The organism is Kineosporia rhizophila (genome assembly GCF_021277265.1).
Classification (GTDB): domain Bacteria; phylum Actinomycetota; class Actinomycetes; order Actinomycetales; family Kineosporiaceae; genus Kineosporia; species Kineosporia rhizophila.
In genome coordinates, this window is sequence record NZ_JAJSOH010000001.1 from 1 (window position 1) to 22221 (window position 22221).

Genomic DNA, 22221 nt, shown 5'->3' on the forward strand with positions numbered 1-22221 from the left:
CAACCGGGTGTAGCCGGGAACCCCCGCCAGTCCACGGGAATGACCTGTCGACGGCATCTCAGCCCTCCTCCCCGACCAGCGCCAGGAACGTCTCTTCCAGACCCCGCTGCGGCGCGATCCGACTGACCTGCACATCGGCCAGCACCAACTGACGCACCAGTTCCGCCCGAGTCTCCACCGCGGCCCGTACGACGAGAGAACCGTCCAGCACACGGACGTCCTCAATTCCGGCAACGCTCTTGGCCACCTCGGCGGCCCGCTCCGGGTCGTCCACCTCGACCGCCACCGACGCCCCGTTCCCGACCAGCTCCGCCACCGGTCCCTGGGCCACCAGCCGGCCCGCCGCCATCACCACCACGTGGCTGCAGCTCTGCTCGACCTCGGCCAGCAGGTGGCTGGAGACCACCACCGTGCGCCCGGTGGCTGCGTAACGGCCCAGGACCTCCCGCATCTCGCGGATCTGGGGCGGGTCGAGCCCGTTGGTGGGCTCGTCCAGCACCAGCAGATCGGGCAGGCCGAGCATGGCCTGGGCGATCGCCAGCCGCTGCCGCATGCCCTGGCTGTAGGTGCGCACCTTGCGGTCCACGTCCTTGCCCAGACCGGCGATCTCCAGCGCCACGTCGAGGTGCGCCGGACCCGACCGGCCGGCCGAGCGCCAGTACAGGTCCAGGTTGGCGCGACCGGACAGGTGCGGCAGGAATCCCGGTCCCTCGATGAACGAGCCCAGCCGGGACAGCACCGGCGCCCCCGGCCGGACCTCGTGCCCGAAGATCCGGATCCGCCCTTCCGAGGGCAGGATCAGGCCCATCAGCATGCGCAGGGTGGTGGTCTTGCCGGCCCCGTTCGGGCCCAGCAGCCCCAGCACCTGGCCTGCTTCGACCCGGAAGCTCAGGTCCGAGACCGCGCGGAATCCGTCGCCGTAGGCCTTGCCCAGACCTTCGATCGACAAGGGGACGTCTGCCAGCGCCTCTTCGGGTCGGGCGCCCCTTCGGCGCGCGGCCCGGAGGGCGAAGAGCAGCAGGATCAGCGCGGTGCCGACGGCCAGGCCGATCACCGCCTTCCAGGGCACCACCGAACCCGCGTCCCGGGCTGCCAGTTCAGCCCCCGGAACGGTCAGCACCTCGTCACCGGCCAGCTGGATCTGGTAGAGCCGGGCCTCCTGCGGCATCGCGTAGGCCTGGTCGGTGGTGCTCAGCACCACCCGCAGCCGGTGCCCGGCCGGGATGTCCCGCACCACCGAGGGCAGGGCGACCGTGACCTCCTTCGGTCCCTCGTCCAGCCCGGTCAGCCGCAGCGGCGTGACCAGCTGGGCCGGCAGCGAAGCATCCCCGTCGGGGTCCACGTCCAGCACCGAGGCGAACAGCGTCGCCTCCGGCGCCGAACCGGCCACCGAGAGGGTGACCTCCGACGATCCGGTGATGGTCATCGGCTCCTCGAGCGGAGCGGTCTGGAAGCTCACGCTCTCGCCGGGCAGGGCCCCCAGGCTGAAGCCGGATCCGGCGGCTGCTCCGGAGGAACCGAGCGCCCCCAGCAGTGCACCGGCGCCCGGTAGGGAGGTGATGGCCGAGGGAGTGGCCCCCGGCGGGGCGAGCGCGAACTGGGTGCTGCCGGTCAGCGGCAGCCTGACCTGCGGCGTACTGCTCTGCTGGATCTGGCCCTGGGCGTCGCGGGTGGGCACGCCCGGCGCGAGGTCGGCCGAGCGCAACTGGGTGACGCTGGCCGAAGTGGCCAGGGAGAGCGTGCCGTCAGAGACCTCGACCCGGAAGCCGGGCAGCTCGTCCAGCGCGGCGGCGGAGGGGTCGGTCGAGGCGGTACCGATGGTGGCGGCCAGGAACTCGGCGACGACCGGCCGCAGGTCTTCGGTGTCGACGCCCGAGTCGTGCCCGCCCGAAGTCCAGTACAGCCGCACCGACGCCCCACCGGAGGCGATCGCCCGGGCATTCGCATCGGCCTCGGACAGCGGGAACAGTGAGTCCTGCTGCCCCTGCACCAACAACGTGTCAGCCGTGATCCGGTCGGCGGACCGGGCCGGGCTGGATTCGGCCAGCAGATCGACCAACTGGGCGGGCGGACGTCCTTCGGTTGCCGTTTGCACGTAACCCAGACACAGGTCTTTGGCGAGCCGCCCACAAACGGCCTGCTCCGCGTCCCCTTGGGCCAGGTTCTTGAGCTGTTCGGCGGTCGGGGTGCCGGAGAACGTGCCGCCACTGCCGGTCAGCGTGGAGCCGAGCAGCAGCGCTGTCCATTGCTTCTTGAAAACCCCGACCTCGGTGCCCTCGCGGTCGCGGGTCGCCGCGAACTGCGGAAACAGCGCCTGCGGCAGATAGTTCCAGGTGACCATGGGGACGATGCTGTCCACCCGGTCGTCGGCGGCGGCCAGCATCAGCGCGAGCGCCCCGCCGTACGAGGCCCCCACCACTGCGACCTCGGGGTCGCCGCCGGCGCTCTTGCTCACCTCGGAACGACCGGCCAGCTCGTCGAGCATCCGCCGGCCGTCCTGGATCTCGTAGTCCGGGTGGTCCAGGTGGATCAGCCCGCCCGAGTTCCCGAACCCCCGGGCGCTGTAGGTGAGGACGACGTAGCCGCGGCCGGCCAGGTCTTCGGCATCGGCGGCGACGCTGAGCTTGCTGCCGCCGAAACCGTGGGCCAGCAGTACGGCCGGGGCGGGCGTGCGCTCGGGCAGGTAGAGCCGCGCGTCCAGGTCGACCTCGTCGCCGTCGGCCTCCGGCGTGCCACTGACCTGCAGTTCCTGCTGGGTGAAGGGTTCCCCGCCGTCGCCGGCGCGGCTGACCGCGAACCACGTGCCACCCAGGGCGAGAACCAGCAGAAGGACGATGGGCACCAGGAATCGGCGGGACCTCAGTCGAGCGATCAATCCCCTGCGCTCCTCGTGCGAGGCGTTGCGGCGACGGACGGTAGCGGTGGCCTCACAACACCCCTGGGTCAAACTACGACACGGGCCGCCGGCCGAGGCCGGCGACCCGTGCGCTGGTGCTGGTGCCTGTGCTGAGGACGTGCTGGTGGTTCACCCGGTTCGCCGGATCAGGGAGCGACCTGATCCTGCATCTGACCGTCGACCGCGGTGTCGTCCTGCTCAGCGGTACCGTCCTGGGCGGCGCCCTGGTCGGTCGCCGCGTCGGAGGGCTGGACCTCGTCCGTCCCCGTCTCGGAGTCGGTCGCCGTGTCGCTCGGCTCGCTGGTGGCCGTGGCTTCCGGAGCGGCGCTCTCGGTCGGGGCCACAGTCTGGCTGTCCGTGGCGGACGGCGTGGCGGACTCGGTCGAGGAGACGCTCGCGGACGGCGTGGCCGACTCGGTCGAGGTGGGGGTCGGGGTGACCTCTTCCTCGTCGTCGCTGCCGCTGCTGCTGGTGTCGGTGTTCCCGGTGACCAGGCTGGTCAGCGAGGTTCCCTTCCCGGTGTCACCGGACAGCGGGCGGCCGATGGCGCCCTCGGTACCGGTGATCACGAACAGGGCGATCAGGAACCCGGCCATCGAGATCCCGGCCATCATGAAACCGGGCTTCTTCCACCAGCTCTGCTCGGCCTGTACCTGGGCGGCCTGCCGGCGCTCGCTGCGCCGGGTGGGCTGCTCACCGGTGCCCTGGTGACCGTAGGACTGGTGGCCGTAGGGCTGCTGGCCGTAGGAGTGGTGCGCCGAGGTGCTGCCGTGGGCGGGCGGCATGACCCGGGTGGAGTCGTCGTACGGGCGCATCACCTGGGTCTCGTCGGCGATCGGCACCTCGACGTGGTCGACGTCGAGACGGCGTTCGTCCTCCGAGCCGACCCGGTTCAGCGAGTCGGCCACCGGCACCCCCGCGGGGCCGGTCATCCGCCGGATGCTGTCGGCCTGCGACAGATCACCCGGGTGACGCTGCACCACGACGGCGGTGGTGGTCTTGACCGCCTGGTGCGCCTTGTTCAGGGACTCGGTGTAGAAGGCGCCCGCCACGGTCGAGATGACGGAACCGAAGGCGGCGCCTGCGAGCGTGCCTCCCACCCCGAAGTACGACGCGGCCACCGCGGAGGTCACGGCTGCGCCGGCGCTGGCGCTGACCTGCACGACGTTGACGGGTAGCTTGAACTTCTTCTCTTCTTCGGGCTCGCCGACCGGCTCGGGATCGTACGACTGGTAGGTCGACGTGGATCCTGGTGAGCCGGCTCTTTGCGGCGGATGCTGTCTGTCGGTCATAGATCTCCGGTCTTACGGTGTCGGCCGCTCATCAGTTTCTCCCATCCGGCGGGCAGCACGCGAACCGGCAGCACCAGTTCCTGGCACTTCCCAGGAAAGTCCCAGCCCAGCAGCTGTTTACGCCCAGCCGGAGAACCGTCGCCGGACCCACCGGGAACCGTCCGGAGAACGCGCTGGAAGCAGGTACCGACCTGGTGTGACCGAATTCGCGATGAGCAGGCGGATATCGCGGCGCGACCGCCGGATGCAGTGCCCGTTCAGCGGGAGAAATACGTCACGCGAAAACCTGTAACACCGTGGCGGGTGCGGAAGTTTTACGTCGCCGCGAGGACGGCTTTGCCTGATCGTTGCCGGTGGACGGGCCGGTGACGCGGATCCCCGAGGACGGCCGAACTGCCCTCGGGGTCACCGGCCCGCAGGCCGAGACTGCCCGTCCGGGCTGACACGATCGTGAATCTCCCCTGAACCCCTCCCTGACATCGGTACGTTTACCAACGATGACACTCCGTCAGGACGCCCCCTCCCGTCTGGCGATTCGGCTTCTCGGCCCGCTGGAAGTCACCGACGACGGAACACTAGTCACTCTCGGTGGCCGTCAGTCACGCGCGGTATTCGTACTGCTGGCTCTCTCGGCCCGGACCGCGATCGGCACCGACCGGCTCATCGACCAGCTCTGGGACGACGAGGCGCCCGGCGGAGCGGTGAACACCATGCAGGTCTACGTCTCCCGGCTGCGCCGGATCCTGGGCCCGGCCGATCAGCCGGTACTGCGCAGCACCTCGCAGGGGTACCTGCTGGACGTCCCGCCCGAGGCCATCGACCTGCACCGCTTCGAGCAGGCCACCGCGGCCGGGCGGGCCGCCCTGGCCGCAGGCGACCCGGCCGGGGCCGCCCGGGAGCTGCGGGCCGCGCTCGGCCTCTGGCGCGGACCAGCACTGACCGACCTGACCAGCAGCATCGGCGAGGTGCACCGGGCCCGGCTGGAGGGGTTGCGGCTGTCCGCCCTGGCGATGCGCCTCGACGCCGACGCGGCCCTCGGGCAGGACGCGGCGATCGTGCCCGAACTGCAGGAACTGGTGCGGCGGCATCCGCTCGACGAGCGCTTCACCGGCCAGCTGATGACCGCGCTCTACCGGTCCGGGCGGCAGGCCGACGCCCTGGCCGCGTACGCCTCGGCCAAGCGCCGGCTGGGCGAGGAACTCGGCGTGGATCCGGCGCCTGCGCTGCAGGAACTGCACACCGAGGTGCTGCGGCACGCCACCTCGCTGAGCCCGGCCAAGGGCAGCGGGCCGACGGGTCCGACGGGACCGGCCGGGCCGCCGCGTCCGCGGACCGGTCTGATCGGGCGCGAGAACGAACTACGCCGCGGGCGGGCACTCCTGGGCGGGCCGGCCCGGCTGGTGACGCTGACCGGGCCGGGCGGGGTGGGAAAGACCCGGCTGGCCACCGAACTGGCAGCGGATCGGCCGGGCGCACGGCGCACGGTGATGCTGGGGCTGGAGGGGGTGCGGGGCGAGGAGGAGCTGCTCAACACCGTCGCCCGGGCCCTGGGCCGGGCGCCGGGCTGGGGCGGGGAACCGTTGCCGGAAGCGGTCGCGGCGGCGCTCGACGAGGAGCCCACCCTGCTGGTCCTGGACGAGGTCGAGCAGACCGGTGAGCTGCACTGGTTCGGCCGGGCCACCGAGGTGGTGGCCGGCCTGCTCGACCGCACCCGGTCGCTGGTGGTGCTGGCCACCTCCCGCACCGCGCTGCGGCTGCGCGGCGAGCACCTGCTGCCGGTGCCCCCGCTGCCCACCCCCGAGGCGGTCCGGCTGTTCCGCGACCGGGCCGCCGCCGTGCTGCCCGGGTTCGAGGTCAGCAGCGTGAACGCCCGTGAGGTGCAGGCGATCTGCACGCTGCTCGACGGCCTGCCCCTGGCGGTCGAGCTGGCCGCGGCCCGGATCCGCACGCTGCCGCCGGAGGAGATGCTGCGCCGTCTGCGGCCCGGCGACCAGCTCGACCTGCTGCGGGGTGGCTCGGCCGACCTGCCCGAGCGCCAGCGCAGCATGCGGGCGCTGCTCGACTCCAGCACGGCCGGGCTCGACCCGTCGCTGGCCCGGCTGCTGGGCGAGGCGTCGGTGTTCAGCGGCGGCTGGACGCTGGGGGCCCTGGAGGCGGTCTGCGAGACGCCCCCCGGCCGGGCGCTGGACGAGCTGGAACGGCTGATCGACCACAGCCTGGTGCTGGCCGACGGCTCGGGCCGGTTCAGCATGCTGGCCACCGTGCGGGAGTACGCGGCCGGTCTGCTCGCCGCCCGCCCCCCGGAGCAGCGCCGCTCGGTGCTGGACCGGCACGCCCGCTACTTCGCCGATCTGGCCCGCCGTCTGGCCGACGAACCGGGCCGCAACCCCGACTCCCCGCTGCGCCGTGAACTGGAGGCCGAGTCGGCCAACTTCCACGCCGCGCTCGAGCACGCCACCTCCGCCCGCGACGGGAGCCTGCTGGTCAGCCTGGTGCTGAGCCTGCTCGGGCACTGGTTCTACACCGGCCGGCTGCGGCAGGCCGACCGGTGGGTGGAGGCGGCCCAGGAGGCCGCCCCCTCCGGGCCCGACCGGGCTCAGCTGCTGCTCGCGGTGGGCAACCGGGCGCTGGTCGGGGCCGACCTGGCCCGGGCCGAGCCGGCCCTGGTGCAGGCCCACCAGGCCGCCGCGAGCGCCGGGGCGGGCGAGCTGACCGCCCGCACCCTGGCCGCCCGCTCGGTCGCCGCCCGCTACGCCGGCCGCCACCAGCAGGCCCTCGGCCTGGTCGAGCAGGCCCTGCAGGAGGCCCGGGACGCCGGGGCCTGGGCGATGGTGGTGCGGCTGGGCAACGAGCGCGGCGAACTGCTCGACGAGACCGGGCACCCGGACGCCGCCGAGTCGCTGTTCGAGTCGTTCCGGGCCTGGTCGCAGGTCGAGCAGGCGACCAGCAACCTGGCCGTGGCCCTGGTCAACCTGGCCGCGGTGGCGGCCGGGCAGAACGATCCGGCGCGGGCCGCCGACCTGCTGGCCGAGGCGGCGGCCGCGGCCACCGCCGGGCAGTCGGTGCCGCTGCGGGCCGACGTGCTGGCCGGGACCGGGCTGGTGCAGCTGCGGCTGGGCTGCCCGGACGCGGCCGGCGCGGCGCTGCGGGCGGCCCTGCCGATGATGCACGCGGCCGGTCAGCTGATCACGCTCCCCGACGCGGTCAGCCTGCTCGGGGCGGCGGCCCTGGCCCAGGGCGACCGGCGCAGCGCGGTGCGACTGCTGGCCACCGGCCGGGCCTGGCGTGAGGCCCGGGGGCTGGCCGTGGTCGGGCGGCTGACCCGGGAGGTGCTGGCCGCCACCCACGAGGAACTTGAGCGCACCGGCCCGGGCGAGCACGACGCGGCCGACGAGGCAGCCGGCTCGGCGGTGCCGTTCGCCGTGCTCTGGGGGCTGGGCGCCCCGGCGAACTGGGGAACCGCCTGGCTGGACGGCTCCGGCGGAGCGGGGCGGGCACCGTTCCTGAGGCAACGCTTTGTCCCACATTCCGGACACGATGTTCAGATCGCGGAAGGCCGGAACGCTCTCGGCAGTTGGATCACCCTGCCGGAAGGGCAGGAGCTTGCGGCAGACTCAAGCCCATGAGCGACGACTCCACACTTCGCCCGGCCAGCCGGGAGGACGTCCAGCAGATGGTGGACGCCGACCGCAGGGAGCCGGACGTCGGTCAGTTCGCCGGTGGGGTGGCCTCCGACGAGCAGCACACCGCGCTGCGCGCCTCGGTCCGGCAACTGTCCACCCTGCTCGGCGAGGCCCTGACCCGGCACGAGGGACCCGAGCTGCTGGCCCTGGTCGAACGGGTCCGGCAGCTGGCCCGCCGGCCCGACGACGGTGAGCTGCACAGTCTGCTGTCGGGGCTGGACGACCCGACCGCGATCGTCCTGGCCCGGGCCTTCACCGGCTACTTCCAGCTGGCCAACATCACCGAGCAGCTGCACCGCTGGCAGGAGCTGACCGCCCGCCCGGCCGGGCCGCTGCAGGTGGCGGTGGGCCGGATCGGTGAGGCGATCGAGGCCGGTGAGGTGGACCCGGAGCTGGTCCGCCAGATCCTCGCCCGGGTCGAGCTGCGGCCGGTGTTCACCGCGCACCCGACCGAGGCCAGCCGTCGCTCGGTGCTCGACCTGCTGCGCAAGATCGCCGACCTGATCCTGGCCGGCGAGGACCCCCGCGGCCGGGCCACCGACGTGGCCCGGACCCACCGCCGCCTGGCCGAGCTGGTCGACCTGCTCTGGCAGACCGACGAGCTGCGGGTGGAGCGGCCCAAGCCGACCGACGAGGCCCGCACCGCGGTCTACTACCTGCAGACCCTGACCACCCAGGTGGTGCCGGACCTGCTGGAGGAGCTGGACCGGGAACTGGCCTCGATCGGGATCGAGCTGCCGGCCGAGGCCCGCCCCCTGCGCTTCGGCACCTGGGCCGGAGGTGACCGGGACGGCAACCCCAACGTCACCCCCGAGGTGACCATGGACGTCCTCGGTCTGCAGCACGACTTCGGCGCCCGTGAGCTGATCCGGGCGCTGGACGAGCTGATCCTGGACCTGTCCCCGTCCACCCGGGTGGTCGGGATCAGCCCGGAGCTGCAGGCCGCCCTGGAGGCCGACCGCCAGGCCCTGCCGGGGGCCTACGCGGCCTTCATCGACCTGAACGCCGAGGAGCCGTACCGGCTCAAGCTCAGCTACATCCGGGTCCGCCTGGCCCGCACCCGTGACCGGCTCGAGAACGGCACCCCGCACGAGCCGGGCCGCGACTACCAGAACATCGCCGAGGTGATCGAGGAGCTGCAGCTGGTCCGCGCCTCGCTGCTGGCCAACGACGGTGAGCTGATCGCGAACGGACCAGTGCTGCGCCTGCTGCGCACCGTGGTCACCGCCGGCCTGGGCCTGGCCACGCTCGACGTGCGCGAGCACGCCGGCCGCCACCACGCCGCCCTGGCGGTGCTCTTCGACCGGCTCGGCGAGCTCGACGTGCCCTACGCCGAGCTCGACCGGCCCACCCGGATCAAGGTCCTGTCCAAGGAACTGGCGCACCGACGGCCGCTGATCGGCGCGGGGGTCGACACCCTCCCCGAACCCGCCGCCGGCGTCCTGGAGCTGTTCCGGACGATCCGTAACGCGCTGAAGAAGTTCGGCCCCGGCGTGATCGAGAGCTACATCGTCTCGATGTCGCGGGACATCGACGACATCCTGGCCGTGGTCGTGCTGGCCCGGGAGGCCGGGCTGGTCGACACCGGCAGCTCCGCGGGGGACAACGGGGCCTGGGCGAAGATCGGTTTCGTGCCGCTGTTCGAGACGGTCACCGAACTGGAGGCGGCCGGCCCGCTGGTCGACGCGCTGCTGTCCGACCCGGCCTACCGCCGGGTGGTGGCGGCCCGCGGCGACGTCCAGGAGATCATGCTGGGCTACTCCGACAGCAGCAAGGACGCGGGCATCGCGGCCTCGCAGTGGCAGATCCACCGGGCCCAGCGGGCGCTGCGCGACATCGGCGCCCAGCACGGCGTGGTGCTGCGGCTGTTCCACGGCCGGGGCGGCTCGGTCGGGCGCGGCGGCGGGCCGACCGGTGAGGCGATCCTCTCCCAGCCGTACGGCAGCCTGAACGGCCCGATCAAGGTCACCGAGCAGGGCGAGGTGATCTCCGACAAGTACACGCTGCCCCAGCTGGGCCGGGAGAACATCGAGCTGGCCCTGGCCGCGGTGCTGGAAGCCTCGGTGCTGCACCGCAGTTCGCGGCTGCCGGCCGACGTGCTGGACGGCTGGAACAGCACCATGGACCTGGTGGCCGGCTCGGGCCAGACGGCCTACCGGGCGCTGGTCCGCGACGAGGCGCTGGTGCCGTTCTTCGTGGCCGCCACCCCGGTGGACGAGCTGGGGAACCTGAACATCGGCTCGCGCCCCTCGCGGCGGCCCGGTGGTGCGGGCGGCCTGGACGACCTGCGGGCGATCCCGTGGGTGTTCGGCTGGACCCAGTCCCGGATGAACCTGCCCGGCTGGTTCGGCGTCGGCAGCGGCCTGGCGGCGGCCCGGGAGGCCGGCCGGGAGGAGACGCTGAAGCAGATGTACGGCTCCTGGGCCTTCTTCCGGACCTTCCTCTCGAACGTCCAGATGACGCTGTCCAAGACCGACATGCAGATCGCCGCCCGCTACGTGCGCACCCTGGTCGGCGACCAGGACGCCGCGAGGCTGTTCGAGGTGATCCGGGCCGAGCACGAGCGCACCGTCGCCGAGGTGCTGCGGGTCACCGGGCAGAGCGAGCTGCTGTCCACCTCGCCGGTGCTGCGCCGCACGCTGGAGCTGCGCGACTCCTACCTGGCGCCGCTGCACGCCCTGCAGATCTCGTTGCTGGCCCGTTCCCGGGAGGCCACCGCGGCCGGTGCCACCCCCGACCCGGACCTGCAGCGGGCGCTGCTGCTGACGATCAACGGCATCGCCGCCGGCCTGCGCAACACCGGCTGATCCCGGCCGGTCGTCACCTTCCGGGCCAGAACGTTCAAGGCCCGGGAGGTGACGGCCGATGCTCGACCCACGACTTCGCTGGGGGGTGGGCTAGGTGTTCGGCAGAGGACGCGCAGGCGGACACGGGGCGGCCGGGCACGGCGCTCCCCGTGATGTGGAGACCTATGCCCAGGTGATCGCCGCCCTGGACTCGGTGACCAGCGAGGAGAGCGCCTACCAGGTCGCGGTGGACGCCTTCGTCCAGGCCAGCGGGGTGGACTACGGGGCGGCCTGGCTGCCTGAGCCCGGCGGCGAGCTCCGGATGATCCATGAGACCGGCCGGATCGCCGGGGCCCTGGCCGCGGCCTTCCCGGGCAAGCGCAACACCGTGGACGCCAGTCTGGTCGGCCAGGCGTTCCGCACCGGCGAGCCGTTGTTCGTCGACGACCTGATCGGCCCCACCAGCTCGGTGCGGACCAAGGCGGCCCACTCGCTGGGCATGGCGTCCGGCATGTTCTACCCCGTGACCAACCAGGGCCGGGTGCGGGGCGTGCTGGAGTACTTCTCGGCCGAGCCTATCGCCCCCGACCCGGGCCGCCGGCAGAAGATCGTGGAGATCGCCCGGCTCGCCGACATGGCCGTCTACCGGGCCGTCGCCCAGGCCCAACTGCAGGAGATCGCCGACGACCGGCTGGCCGTGACCGAGGTGGTGGGCAAGCTCAACCAGGTGCACGACGAGGCCGGCTGCACCCGGGTGGCACTGGAGGCTGTGCGGGCCTCGTTCGGCTGGGCCTACGGTTCCTACTGGAGCATCGGCGACGGCGAGGACGTCCTGCGGTTCCAGCTCGAGTCCGGCTCCGCCGGCGAGGAGTTCCGTAAGGTCACGCTGGCCGCCAGCTTCGCCGAGGGGGTGGGGCTGTCGGGTCGCGCCTGGCGCGCCCGCGACCTGGTGTTCGTGCCCAACCTGGCCGACCTGACCGACTGCGTGCGGGCCCCCGCCGCGGGCCGGGCCGGGGTGAAGTCGGGGATCTGCTTCCCGATCATCGTGAACGGCCGGGTGATCGGCACGATGGACTTCTTCACCACCGAGACGATCACCCTGTCCGAGTCCCGGATGAGCGCCCTGCGCAACGTGCAGCAACTGGTCTCGCAACGCCTGGAGACGATCCGGCGGGCCGCGACCGAGCGGTCCGGGGCGCGGGACCTGCTGGACACGGTCGACCAGCTGCGCGCCGCCACCAGCGACGCCAACCGGGTGACCGGGGAGGCGGTGCAGCGGGCCGGCGACATGAGCACCGAGGTGGACAACCTCGGTGCGGCCTCGGCCGCGATCGGCGACGTCATCAAGATCATCTCCAGCATCGCCGACCAGACCAACCTGCTCGCCCTGAACGCCACCATCGAGGCGGCCCGGGCCGGTGAGGCCGGCAAGGGCTTCGCCGTGGTGGCCAGCGAGGTCAAGGAACTGGCCCAGGAGACCGCCCGGGCCACCGGCCAGGTGTCCGACCAGATCGCCGCGATCCAGCAGAACGCCCGGGCGGTGGCCACCGGCATCCAGAACACCAGCGAGATCATCGGCCAGATGGACTCGGTGCAGGTCCGGATCCAGGAGATCCTCGAGGTGCAGGCCCGGATGGCCCACGACCTGCAGTCGTCCTGAGAAGGCTCAGGCCGGGCGCCACATCGAGAGCGAGAACTGCCCGTCCGGGTCGGTCCACCAGCCGTCGGCCGCGAAACCGGCTGCGGTCAGCTCGCTCTCCAGTCTCCCGGCGGTGAACTTGGCCGAGATCTCGGTGCGCAGCTCCTCCCCCGCCTCGAACTCGGCCACCAGATCCAGTTCGGCCAGCCGCACCTCGACCCGCCGCCCGGCCCGCAGCCGCATCTCGATCCAGGCCTGGGACTCGTCCCAGACCGCGCGGTGGGTGAAGTCGTCCGGGTCGAAATCCGCTCCCAGACGGCTGTTCAGCACCTGCAACAGGTTCAGGTTGAACGCCGCGGTGACCCCGGCCGCGTCGTCGTAGGCCGGGATCAGCACGTCGGGCGACTTCACCAGGTCGGCCCCCAGCAGGAAGGCGTCGCCCGGATCGAGCCCGGCCCGCACCCCGGCCAGGAACGCCGCCCGCTCGGCCGGTTGCAGGTTCCCGATCGTGCCGCCGAGGAAGACCACCAGCCGGCCGCCCTGCCCCCGCCCGGTCAGCCCGTCGCCCAGCACGGTGGGCAGATGCTGTTCGAAGTCGGCGCGCACGGCCTCGATCCGCAGATCCGGGTAGGTCACCCCGAGCGCCTCGGCGGCCTGACGCAGGGCGCTCCCGCTGACGTCGAGCGCGGTGTAGACCGAGCCCGGCGCGCGCAGGTGGTCCAGCAGCAGACGGGTCTTCTCGGACGATCCCGAGCCCAGCTCGACCAGGTGCCGGGCCCCGGCCGAGGCCACGATCCGGGCCGCCCCGGCCTGCAGGATCGCCCGCTCGCTACGGGTCTGGTAGTACTCCGGCAGCCGGGTGATCTCCTCGAAGAGCTCGCTGCCGGTCTTGTCGTAGAACCATTTCGGGGGAAGCTGTTTCGGCCGGGCGGTGAGCCCCTTGCGCACATCTGCGCGCAGGGCCGAGTCGGAGAAGTCCTCAGGCAGCAGATCCGTGAAGCGGTACGGCATGAAGGCCTTTCGCTCAGAGGACGTGGACGCCGATCCCGTCGTCGTCCACCGTGATCAGACGGCCGTCGGGCACGTCGTGCCAGCCGTCCTCGTCGTCGTACGCCTCCGAGACCACGACCACTCCACCGTCGGTCTCACGGTAGGAGAGACTGGCCCCAGCGGTGGTTCCGGCGATGCGCCGACCATCGGTGAGCAGGAGGTTGACCCGCCCGCCGGTGACTTCGAGGGCCCGTCGCACGACCTGGGCCAAGGCCTCACCCGGGGGTGCCCCGGCCTCCAGGAGCCCGAGCGTCAGCGCCCAGAGCGCGGCTGCGTCGGTGGGTGCGTCGAGCCGCAGCAGCCGCACCGGGTCGATCTCCTTCACCAGCTCGGCCCCCGACTCCGGCCAGCCCGGCAGTGCGCCGTTGTGGCTGAACAGCCAGGGCCCGGACCGGAACGGGGCGGCCGCACCCCGGCCCGAGACCATGCCCTCGGTGCCCGAGCGCACCGCCGCCAGCAGCGCCGTGGTGCGCACCGTGCGGGCCAGGTCGGCGAACGTCTCGTCGCCCCAGACCGGGCCGTCGCCGCGGTGCCGGGCCGGGTGCGGGTCTCCCGGCACGTACCAACCCAGCCCGAACCCGTCCACGTTCATGATCCCGTGGGTCTGCCGCCGGGGCGCCCAGGCCTGCCGGGTGAGCGCGAAGGGCGGGTCGGTGACCAGCTCACCGACCCGGACCTCGGCACCGACGTAGGCCAGATGCCTACACATGGGCTTCTTCCGGCGTCGCCGACCGGGCGGTGCGGAAGCCGCTGAAGATCTGCCGACGGATCGGGTGGTCCCAGTTGCGGAAGGTGGAGCGCAGCGCCGACGGGTCGGTGCCGAACGAGCCGCCGCGCAGCACCCGGTAGCCGCCGCCGAAGAACACCTCCGAGTACTCCCGGTAGGGCCAGGCCCGGAAGCCCGGGTACCCGGCGAACTCGCTGGAAGTCCACTCCCAGACGTCGCCGATCAGCTGATGAACACCCAGGGCCGACCTTCCGGCCGGATAGGCACCGACATCGGCCGGTTCCAGGTGCCGCTGGCCGAGATTGGCGTGGTCCGGCGTGGGATCGTCGTCTCCCCAGGGGTATCGCCGGGAACGCCCGGACTCCGGGTCGAAGCGAGCGGCCTTCTCCCACTCCGCCTCGGTGGGCAGCCGTCGGCCGGCCCAGCGGGCGTAGGCGTCGGCCTCGTACCAGCACACGTGCACCACAGCCTGTTGCGGCCGCAGCGGCTCGGTACGCCCGAAGACCCTTCGGTGCCAGGACTTTCCCTCACGGGTCCAGAACTGGGGGGCGAACAACCCGGCGCCGCGCACGTGCTTCCAGCCGTCCGGGTGCCACCACCGGGGATCCTCGTAGCCGCCGGCCTCGACGAAGGCCAGGTAGTCGGCATTGGTCACCGGGGTGGCGTCGATGAAGAACGAAGGCACCTCGACCGCGTGCGCGGGACGTTCGTTGTCCAGCGCCCAGGGTTCGATGTCGGTGCCCATCACGAACCGCCCACCGGGGATAAGTACTTCCTGCGGCAGAAGGGTTTCGGCCGCAGGGGCGGGCGGCGCGGTCAGCAGCGCCTCACCGGCCCGCAACTGGTGGGTGGCCAGCATGGTCTCGTCGTGCTGCTGCTCGTGCTGGACGATCATCCCGAACGCGAAACCGTTCTCCAGCAGCGGGCGGCCGTGCAGCGGGATGCGCTCGAGCACGTCGAGCACCTTGCCCCGCACCTCGTCCACGTAGCGCCGGGAGGGCACCGCCTCGAGCAGCGGCAGGCTGGGCCGGGTGCTGCGGGGGTGCTGGAACGCGTCGTAGAGCTGGTCCACCGTCTCGGGCAGCAGCGGGTCGCGGCCGGCCACGTCCCGCAGCAGCCACAGCTCTTCCTGGTTGCCGATGTGAGCCAGGTCCCACACCAGCGGCGACATCAACGGCGAGTGCTGGTGCAGCAACTCGGTGTCGTCCACCGCGGTGAGCAGTTTCGTGCGCTCCCGGGCCCGGATCAGGTCGGCCGCCAATCGCTCCCGGAGCTGGTCGGGGTTCTCGGTCAGCACGGGCGTTCCTCCTCGGCAGCGTTCGGCCCGGCCCCGCGCAGCGCGACCCGGTCGAGGTATTCGGCGGTCTGCGCAGCCAGCCCGCGCTGCCCCGCCCGGTCCAGCGCGTACGCGGCCGCGGTCAGCACCCCACGGGCGGCGTGACCGATGCGGGCGTCGCCCAGCCCGGCCCGGGCCGCCAGATCCCACTGTTCGCGCACCGGTTCGCAGGCGGCCAGCGCCTCGTCGGCCGCGGCCTCGTCTTCCAGCAGAGCGGGGGCGACGGCGGCGGCGACCCGCCACCAGGGCCCCGGCTGGGCATCGAGATAGCGCACCTCGAAGTGGCCACGCGCCCGCACCGGCGGAAACAACGTGGTCATGTGGAACTTCAGGTCCTCGACGGTCGGCGGTCCCGCGTCCGGTACGGCTCGCGGGCCTTGGCGCAGCCACTGCCGGAAGGTGAGCCCGGCCGGCGCCGTCCACGGCCGGCCCTGCCGCCGCACCGCGAGCACCGGAGCATCGAGAACCCAACGGGCATAGGCGTCCTGAAGCGCTTCACCCGGGCGGACCACCGGACCGTGACAGCGGGCCGGGTCGAGCTCCCGCCAGATGGCCTGCCGCAGAAGGCGATACCCGCGCAACCGCGGGTCGTCCACCGGGTGCCGGCTGGGCCGCCCGAAGGCCGCGGCGGTGGCCGGGCCGATGGCGTGCAGCAGGTCCCAGCGCCGCTCCAGGTCGCCGGGAGCGGCCCCGGTCCGCGCCGCTTCGACGTTGACCTGCACGGAGGCACTGGAACGCATCATCATCCGGCCGGCGGTACCGGTGCGGTCGAAGTACTCCTCCATCGCCGCGTAGCGCGGTTCGGCCAGGAAGCGCCTCGGCCGGGGGAGATCGTCGATACCGGTGCCGACCAGCCGGGCGCCGTGACGGCGGGCGACCTCGGTGATCAGGGCGAGATCTGTTTCCACGTCGGCGATCGCCGCGGGCAGATGATCGGCCGGCAGGGAGCTGAGCTCGACCTGCCCGCCGGGCTCGACCGTGAAGCTGGAGCGGAGGGGCTGGACTCTCAGGTCTTCGTGGAGCCGCCGCAGTTTGTCCGGAGCCAGGTGCTCCGGCGGATCGACGTCACGATGGACCTGGAACTCCAGTTCGATGCCGACCCGGCGGGGCGGACCGTGTTTGAAACAGGTTCGGGGGATCCAGCCTTCGGCATCGGACTCGGTGAGGGGCTGTCCCGGGTGTGGGTGCTTCACCGGCCCGTCCGCTGGACCCGCCTCAGGGGCGAGATCTTCGACCGACACGCCGACCATAGTGCGCATCCCTGCCCGGATCGCGCTACCCGAAGTGTTGGACGAATTTCCCCCTGATCCGCACCCGGCCACCGCTACCTGCGACGATGCTCTCTGCAGGAGAATGGGCCCGAAGGGCGTTGAACCGCTTAAGCGTTGGAGAGGACAAGCCATGGCACGACTCGGCTTCGGCCGCGGGCAGCTGCCGGACCCCCGGCTCCCCCCGGGGCAGTACGACACCGGCAGCAGCTTCCCGGTGCTGACCGCCGAGGTCAGCCCGAAGCTCACGGCGCAGAACTGGAGCTTCCGGGTGGACGGCCTGGTGCAGGAGGCGAAGACCTGGGACTGGCAGGCCGCGCACAAGCTGGAACCCTCCTCCTACGAGGGCGACATCCACTGCGTCACCAGCTGGTCCAAGCTCGGCACCTCGTTCTCCGGGGTGAGCCTGGACACGTTCCTGGAGTCGGCCGGGGTCCTGCCGGAGGCCACCCACGTGGTGGCCTGGAGTCACACCGGGTACACCACCAACCTGCCGCTGGCCGAGGTCACCGGGGGCCGGGCCTGGCTGGTCTGGGACCACGAGGGCAAGCCGCTGCCGCCCGAGCACGGCGGCCCGGTCCGGATGCTGGTGCCCCACCTGTACTTCTGGAAGAGCGCGAAGTGGATCGGCGGCCTGCGGCTGCTCGACCACGACGAGCCCGGTTTCTGGGAGCAGCGCGGCTACCACGAGCTCGGCGACCCCTGGCTGGAACAGCGGTACTCGGGTGACTGAGAACCTGCCGGCCCTGCCACCGCTGCCCACGCTCGGCGCGGTGACCCGGAGGGTGCCGGCCTCCGGGGCCCGCCGGGTCTGGCGCCCGGCCACGGTGACGGCCGTTCGCGACGAGACGGCCACCGCCCGCACGTTCCGGCTACGGATCACCGCCGGAGCGGGCGAGGTGGTCGACCGGCACGTGCCCGGCCAGCACTACGACGTCCGGCTCACCGCCCCCGACGGTTCCACGGCCCAGCGCTCGTACAGCATCGCCTCGAGCCCGCTCGACGGGCGTGAGGTGGAGCTCACGGTCGAGCGGATCGCCGACGGGGAGGTCTCGCCGTACCTGCACGACGAGATCTCGGTGGGCGACGAGGTGGAACTGCGCGGGCCTTTCGGCGGATGGTTCATCTGGCGCGGCGACACCCCGGCCCTGCTGCTGGGCGGCGGCTCGGGGGTGGTGCCGCTGATGGCCATGCGGCGTTACTGGCACTCGGTCGGCGAACCGGTTCCGCTGCGGGCGGTGGTCTCGGTCCGCCGTCCGGAAGACCTGTACTACAAGGGCGAGTGGGGTTCCGAGACCACGGTGGTGCACACCCGGCAGGCCCCGCCGGACGGCCGGCCGGCCGGACGCCTGGCCGCGGCCGATCTGGAACCTCTGCTGGCCGCCCTGCCCGGTCCGGTGGCCTACGTCTGCGGTTCGGCCGGTTTCACCGAACACGCCTCGCAGCTGCTGGTCTCGCTCGGCCTCCCGGCCGGGAACGTCCGGATCGAGCGCTTCGGCCCGGCCTGACGCCGGGTGACGGCGGGCTCTTCGATGCCGAAGGGCCCGCCGGGAAGATCAGTAGGTGGTGGGAAGCCCGGCGTGGTGCCCGGCCGACTGGGCCGGGTCCACCGGCGCCATCCGGTAGCCGATCCCCCGCACCGTCTTGATGATCGGCACCCCGGCCCCGGCCACGTCCGCGAGCTTGCGGCGCAGATTGCCGATGTGCACCTCGACCACGTGATGGTCCGACCACTGCCCGCCCCAGACGATGTTCAGCAGCGTCTCCCGGCGCCAGACCCGGCGCGGGTTGCCGGTCATGGTGGCGAGCAGGTCGAACTCGATCTTGGTGAGCGGGAGCTCGGTACCGGCCAGGGTGGCGATCCGGCCCTCGACGTCGATGGTCAGCTGCCCGTGCCGGAGCATCCCCGGCTCGACCTCCGGCTCCGCAGAAGCGACCCAGGGCGGGGCGTCCGGCACGGTGAGGCCCCCGGGGGTGGCGTAGGCGTGCCGGCCCTCGGGGCCCGCGGTCGCCGGCCGGGGAGCGACGTGCCGGCCCGGGTTGAGATAGCTACGTGCCCCGAGGTCCGGCTGGACCGGCCCGGAAGGCACTGCGGTACCGAAGGTCGCGGCCGGGGCCGGCTGGGTGACCCGGCGCGGGCGGCGGAACATCGCGGCGACCCGGGCCTGCACCTCACGCGGGCTGAACGGCTTGGTCACGTAGTCGTCGGCGCCGGTGGCCAGGCCGACCAGACGGTCCGCCTCGTCCGAGCTGGCGGTGATCATGATGATGTAGGCGTCGGTCATCTCCCGGATCCGGCGGCAGACCTCCACCCCGTCGAACCCGGGCAGGACCAGGTCGAGGGTGACCAGGTCGGGATTGTGGGCCCGGACCAGACCCACCGCGTCGTGCCCGGTCACCGCCTCGAACACGGTGAACCCGGTCGACTCCAGCGCAGCGCGCAGGATCATCCGGATCTCCGGGTCGTCGTCGACGATGACAGCAGTCCTCACCCCCTCGGCCATGCAGGGTTTCTCGGGCCGGGGAGGACGGCGGTGAAGCGGGGCCGGACCCGGCACCCCGAACGGCGGGCCGTTCGTCACTCAGGGTGGTCACCGGTGAAGAAGGAGCTGCGCAGCATCCGGCGCAGCCGCAGCAGCTCCTCGGCGGGCATCGAGGCCGACATCGGCAGCGGGTCGGGCATCCAGTCGAGCAGCAGCACGTGCCCCGGCTCGTGCGGCTGCGGCACCTTGCTGACCGCGCAGATCCAGGCGATCACGTCGGCCGCGGCCCGGTCGGTGCCCGCGCTGATCCCGATCGCCTCACCGCTGCGGTGCAGCCCGAGCACGCAGCCCCGCGCCCCCTGCGGCCGGTGCGGGCCGGGCAGGTGCAGATAGGAACCGATCACGTCGGCGACCTGCCCCTGGGCCCGCACCAGCAGCGCCTCCGGCCAGACCGGGGGTGCCAGGTCGGCCAGCAGGTCGGCGTCGAACCGGAAGCGGCCCCCGTTGACCGCCAGCATCGCCTCGATCATGACGCCACCACCACGACTCCCGGGATGGCCAGCCGGTCCATCCGGGCCTGCACCGACTCCGCCACCCGGGGGTCGCTGACCACGACCTCGACCGCACGGAACGGGTTGCCCGGATAGTTCACCACCGTGGTGAACTCGATCAGCCGGCGGTCGAGTTCCAGGTCGGCCCGGTGCCGCACGGCGTCGGGCAGCGTGTCCGGCAGGCTGGCGGCCACCTGCCAGGAGGCGCCGCCGGAGTACCAGAGCCCGAGAACGCACATGCCGTAGTCGAGCGAGCGCTCGGTGGTGCCCGACGACCAGATCTCCGGCCGGTTCGCCACCATCAGCTGGTAGCGGCCGAAGAGCCGGGCCCGCCACTCCTCGCCCCGGCCCGCGACCTCGGGCTCGAACCTCTCCAGACCGTTCAGATGACCGGCGAACTCACGCTCGGCGTCGGCGCTCAGCGGCGAGAGCAACCGCCCGTCGGCCAGTTTCAGCGCGGGCAGATCTTCCGGAGATCGGCGTCGCGGCACCACCGGCAGAGGTTCCTCCTCCTCCACCGCGGTCACCGCGGCCGCGCCGGAGCGGATCTGCCGGCGTCGGCGTTCCACGAAAGTGGGCGGATCCGCGCGGAAGTCGCCCACCGCAGCCCGGATCGCAGTGCCGGAGGGATGAGTGTCGGCCCGGCTCGGCAGGGTTCCGGCGAGCAGACAGAAGAGGTCCACCAGGGCCGCCGAAACACTGGTACCGCGAAGATATTCGGCGACCGAGGCGCGCTCCAGCGGCACCGGTCGACGGGTCAGGAAGGTGTCCCGCCCGCCGAACGCCGACCAGTCGGCCACCCCGGCCAGCATCAGCAGCACGGCCACCACCTGCACCACCCACACGCCGCCGGAGACCCCCGAGTTCTCCCACCAGGAGGGGAACTGGGCCACCGCCTCACCCGGCCAGGTGGCAGCGGCCAGTTCCGACGAGACCGAGACCCGGGGCAACTGGTCCACCCACCACGGCCCCAGCCCGAAGGCCGCCGCGGCCAGCAGCACGATGCCCAGGGCAGCGCCCAGCCGGTTGCGCCACAGCGAAACCCTCCGGTCCGGGTCGGCGGCCAGCCCGATCGCCTCGGCCCGGACCCACCGCACCATCACCCCGGCCGCCCGGGCCCGGGTGATCGCCGTCCAGCGCACCGCCCCGGAACCGCGCCCGCTGCGACGCACCGCGGCCAGGACGACCCCGAGGTCCCGGCCCGCGAAGGCGAACACCGAGCAGGTGGTGGCCACCAGCCAGACCAGGGCCGAGACCGGCCGGGACTGGCTGGTCCCGGCCCAGCGGGTGGCCCGCCCGGCCCAGGCGTCGGCCGCGTTCACCGGGTGGAACGGGTGCGGCACCGGGTCGGGCTCCAGTTCGGCCGCGTTGCGCAGCCGGCCCGCGTCGACCATCAGACCGAGCACCAGCAGGGCCACCAGCAGCCAGCCGAGCGCCCGCCCCTGGGCCGAGAGCCACCAGCCGAGCTCCAGCACATCCGGCGAGGGGTAGCTGGTCTCACCGAGCACCCGCTCCAGATTGGCCTGGGCGTGGGCGCTGACCGCCAGCCACCACATCAGCAGCGGCCAGCCCCCGGCCAGGGCCAGCCAGAGCAGGCGGCCAGGCACCGAGAGCGAGGCCTTGTCGGCGTGCCGGCGGGCCGCCACCGCGAAGCCCACCCCGGCCGCGGCCAGTCCGGTGAGCACGTGCTGGCCCACCAGGCCGGGCTGGGGGCCGGCGAACGGGCTCGGCGACAGGCCACCCATCCCGTCGGGCTGGATCAGCGCGGCAGCCAGCTGGAACCCGGCGCCCACCACCACCCCGGCCAGCAACCAGTCGGTGAACGACAACCGCCGGGCCCGGGAGGGCAGCAGCAACGGGATCAGCAGCAGCGGCACCACCAGGAGTGACTGCTGCAGCAGGGCGGACAGCACGGTGGCCTCGGGCAGCACGACCGCCCCGGTGACCCGCTCGGGGTCGAGCACGAGCGCCGTCCCCCAGGCCGCCACCGCGACCAGCACCCCCCAGGGCACCGAGAGCATCAGCAGACCGGCGACCGACGACCACGACAGCGTCTTCGTCCGGGCCGCGACGAACCAGAACAGCACCAGACCGGCCGTGCCCAGCACCGCCGCCGAACTCTGCCCCAGGTCGAGGAACACCAGGCCACCGGTGATCAGCAGGAGCGGCAGGGCGACCCAGCCGGCCACTGCCCGCACCGTGTCGGCCCGGCGCCGTTCGAGACCGGCGGCCCGGGATCTGGAGGGGCTGGAGGGGCGCGCGTCAGGAGTGACCGGACCGGCGGGAGACCCCGCCAGAACCCCGGGTGGACGACGCATGGTGCCCATGGCGCGATAACGCTCCTCTTCCGAACGGCCCACCGTTTCCCCACCGGCATCACCCGGTGGAGGCACGATTCTGGCGTATCGGTCTGGGCCGTGGCCATTGCGTCACGCAGAGCATTCACGGAAGTACCTCCCCAGGGGGTACCCCGAGTTCGCCGATCTTGACCCTGGGGTGGGCCCCCGGGG

At 72.7% G+C, this 22221-nt stretch carries 14 protein-coding genes; 5 read left to right on the top strand and 9 right to left on the bottom strand.

Annotated features, from left to right (window positions below; all coding sequences use genetic code 11):
• Positions 1–58 precede the first annotated feature (58 nt).
• Positions 59–2947 carry an alpha/beta fold hydrolase gene (locus LWF15_RS00005; protein ID WP_408622250.1) on the bottom strand — a complete coding sequence of 963 codons (2889 nt, stop codon included), beginning with the start codon at positions 2945–2947 and terminating at the stop codon, positions 59–61.
• Between the two features lie 95 nt (positions 2948–3042).
• Positions 3043–4188 carry a hypothetical protein gene (locus LWF15_RS00010; RefSeq protein WP_232808205.1) on the bottom strand — a complete coding sequence of 382 codons (1146 nt, stop codon included), beginning with the start codon at positions 4186–4188 and terminating at the stop codon, positions 3043–3045.
• Between the two features lie 497 nt (positions 4189–4685).
• Here LWF15_RS00010 and LWF15_RS00015 point away from each other — a divergent pair, with 497 nt between their 5' ends.
• The 3 genes from LWF15_RS00015 (at position 4686) to LWF15_RS35800 (ending at position 12317) form a co-directional block, all read left to right on the top strand.
• On the top strand, positions 4686–7814 hold the full coding sequence (locus tag LWF15_RS00015) for a BTAD domain-containing putative transcriptional regulator (protein WP_232808206.1): 3129 nt from the start codon (positions 4686–4688) through the stop codon (positions 7812–7814).
• Between the two features lie 47 nt (positions 7815–7861).
• On the top strand, positions 7862–10678 hold the full coding sequence (gene ppc / locus LWF15_RS00020) for a phosphoenolpyruvate carboxylase (RefSeq protein WP_352396455.1): 2817 nt from the start codon (positions 7862–7864) through the stop codon (positions 10676–10678).
• A 94-nt stretch (positions 10679–10772) separates the two neighbouring features.
• Positions 10773–12317: a GAF domain-containing protein gene (locus LWF15_RS35800; RefSeq protein ID WP_285616429.1), complete on the top strand. Its 1545-nt coding sequence runs from the start codon at positions 10773–10775 to the stop codon at positions 12315–12317.
• Positions 12318–12323: 6 nt separating this feature from the next.
• Here LWF15_RS35800 and egtD read toward each other — a convergent pair whose 3' ends face one another.
• Genes egtD through LWF15_RS00050 form a run of 4 tightly spaced genes read right to left on the bottom strand, consistent with a single transcriptional unit; the run spans position 12324 to position 16650 of the window.
• A complete protein-coding gene (gene egtD / locus LWF15_RS00035) occupies positions 12324–13307 on the bottom strand; it encodes an L-histidine N(alpha)-methyltransferase (protein ID WP_232808208.1) in 984 nt (327 codons plus the stop codon).
• Between the two features lie 13 nt (positions 13308–13320).
• A complete protein-coding gene (gene egtC, locus LWF15_RS00040; protein ID WP_232808209.1) occupies positions 13321–14055 on the bottom strand; it encodes an ergothioneine biosynthesis protein EgtC in 735 nt (244 codons plus the stop codon).
• The gene (egtB, locus tag LWF15_RS00045; protein ID WP_232808210.1) at positions 14048–15370 is read right to left on the bottom strand and encodes an ergothioneine biosynthesis protein EgtB; all 1323 of its coding nucleotides are present in this window, start codon (positions 15368–15370) and stop codon (positions 14048–14050) included. Before egtB ends, egtC begins: the two co-directional genes overlap by 8 nt.
• Positions 15364–16650 carry a glutamate-cysteine ligase family protein gene (locus tag LWF15_RS00050; RefSeq protein WP_232808211.1) on the bottom strand — a complete coding sequence of 429 codons (1287 nt, stop codon included), beginning with the start codon at positions 16648–16650 and terminating at the stop codon, positions 15364–15366. The genes egtB and LWF15_RS00050 overlap by 7 nt, the downstream gene beginning before the upstream one ends.
• A gap of 160 nt (positions 16651–16810) precedes the next feature.
• On the opposite strand from LWF15_RS00050, the gene LWF15_RS00055 reads away from it, so the two are divergent.
• Positions 16811–17410 (top strand): sulfite oxidase-like oxidoreductase, encoded by a 600-nt coding sequence (locus LWF15_RS00055; protein WP_232808212.1) that lies wholly within the window; start codon positions 16811–16813, stop codon positions 17408–17410.
• Positions 17403–18185, top strand: a complete 783-nt coding sequence (locus tag LWF15_RS00060; protein WP_232808213.1) for a ferredoxin reductase — start codon at positions 17403–17405, stop codon at positions 18183–18185. Before LWF15_RS00055 ends, LWF15_RS00060 begins: the two co-directional genes overlap by 8 nt.
• Positions 18186–18233: 48 nt before the next feature.
• Here the strand turns inward: LWF15_RS00060 and LWF15_RS00065 are convergent, their stop codons facing one another.
• The 3 genes from LWF15_RS00065 to LWF15_RS00075 all read right to left on the bottom strand — a co-directional run bounded on the left by LWF15_RS00065 (position 18234) and on the right by LWF15_RS00075 (position 22038).
• Entirely contained in the window at positions 18234–19169 is a 936-nt protein-coding gene (locus LWF15_RS00065) for a response regulator transcription factor (protein ID WP_232808214.1), read from the bottom strand.
• Positions 19170–19255: 86 nt separating this feature from the next.
• Positions 19256–19690, bottom strand: coding sequence for a hypothetical protein (locus LWF15_RS00070; protein WP_232808215.1), 435 nt, complete (start codon positions 19688–19690; stop codon positions 19256–19258).
• The gene (locus LWF15_RS00075) at positions 19687–22038 is read right to left on the bottom strand and encodes a hypothetical protein (RefSeq protein ID WP_232808216.1); all 2352 of its coding nucleotides are present in this window, start codon (positions 22036–22038) and stop codon (positions 19687–19689) included. The genes LWF15_RS00070 and LWF15_RS00075 overlap by 4 nt, the downstream gene beginning before the upstream one ends.
• Between the last annotated feature and the right edge of the window lie 183 nt (positions 22039–22221).

Bases quoted from the DNA above. Each gene is read 5' to 3' on its own strand.
- egtC (WP_232808209.1), bottom strand. From the start codon at position 14,055: ATGTGTAGGCATCTGGCCTACGTCGGTGCCGAGGTCCGGGTCGGTGAG.
- LWF15_RS00015 (WP_232808206.1), top strand. From the start codon at position 4,686: ATGACACTCCGTCAGGACGCCCCCTCCCGTCTGGCGATTCGGCTTCTC.
- LWF15_RS00075 (WP_232808216.1), bottom strand. From the start codon at position 22,038: ATGGGCACCATGCGTCGTCCACCCGGGGTTCTGGCGGGGTCTCCCGCC.
- LWF15_RS00010 (WP_232808205.1), bottom strand. From the start codon at position 4,188: ATGACCGACAGACAGCATCCGCCGCAAAGAGCCGGCTCACCAGGATCC.
- egtD (WP_232808208.1), bottom strand. From the start codon at position 13,307: ATGCCGTACCGCTTCACGGATCTGCTGCCTGAGGACTTCTCCGACTCG.
- ppc (WP_352396455.1), top strand. From the start codon at position 7,862: ATGGTGGACGCCGACCGCAGGGAGCCGGACGTCGGTCAGTTCGCCGGT.
- LWF15_RS00055 (WP_232808212.1), top strand. From the start codon at position 16,811: ATGGCACGACTCGGCTTCGGCCGCGGGCAGCTGCCGGACCCCCGGCTC.
- LWF15_RS00070 (WP_232808215.1), bottom strand. From the start codon at position 19,690: ATGATCGAGGCGATGCTGGCGGTCAACGGGGGCCGCTTCCGGTTCGAC.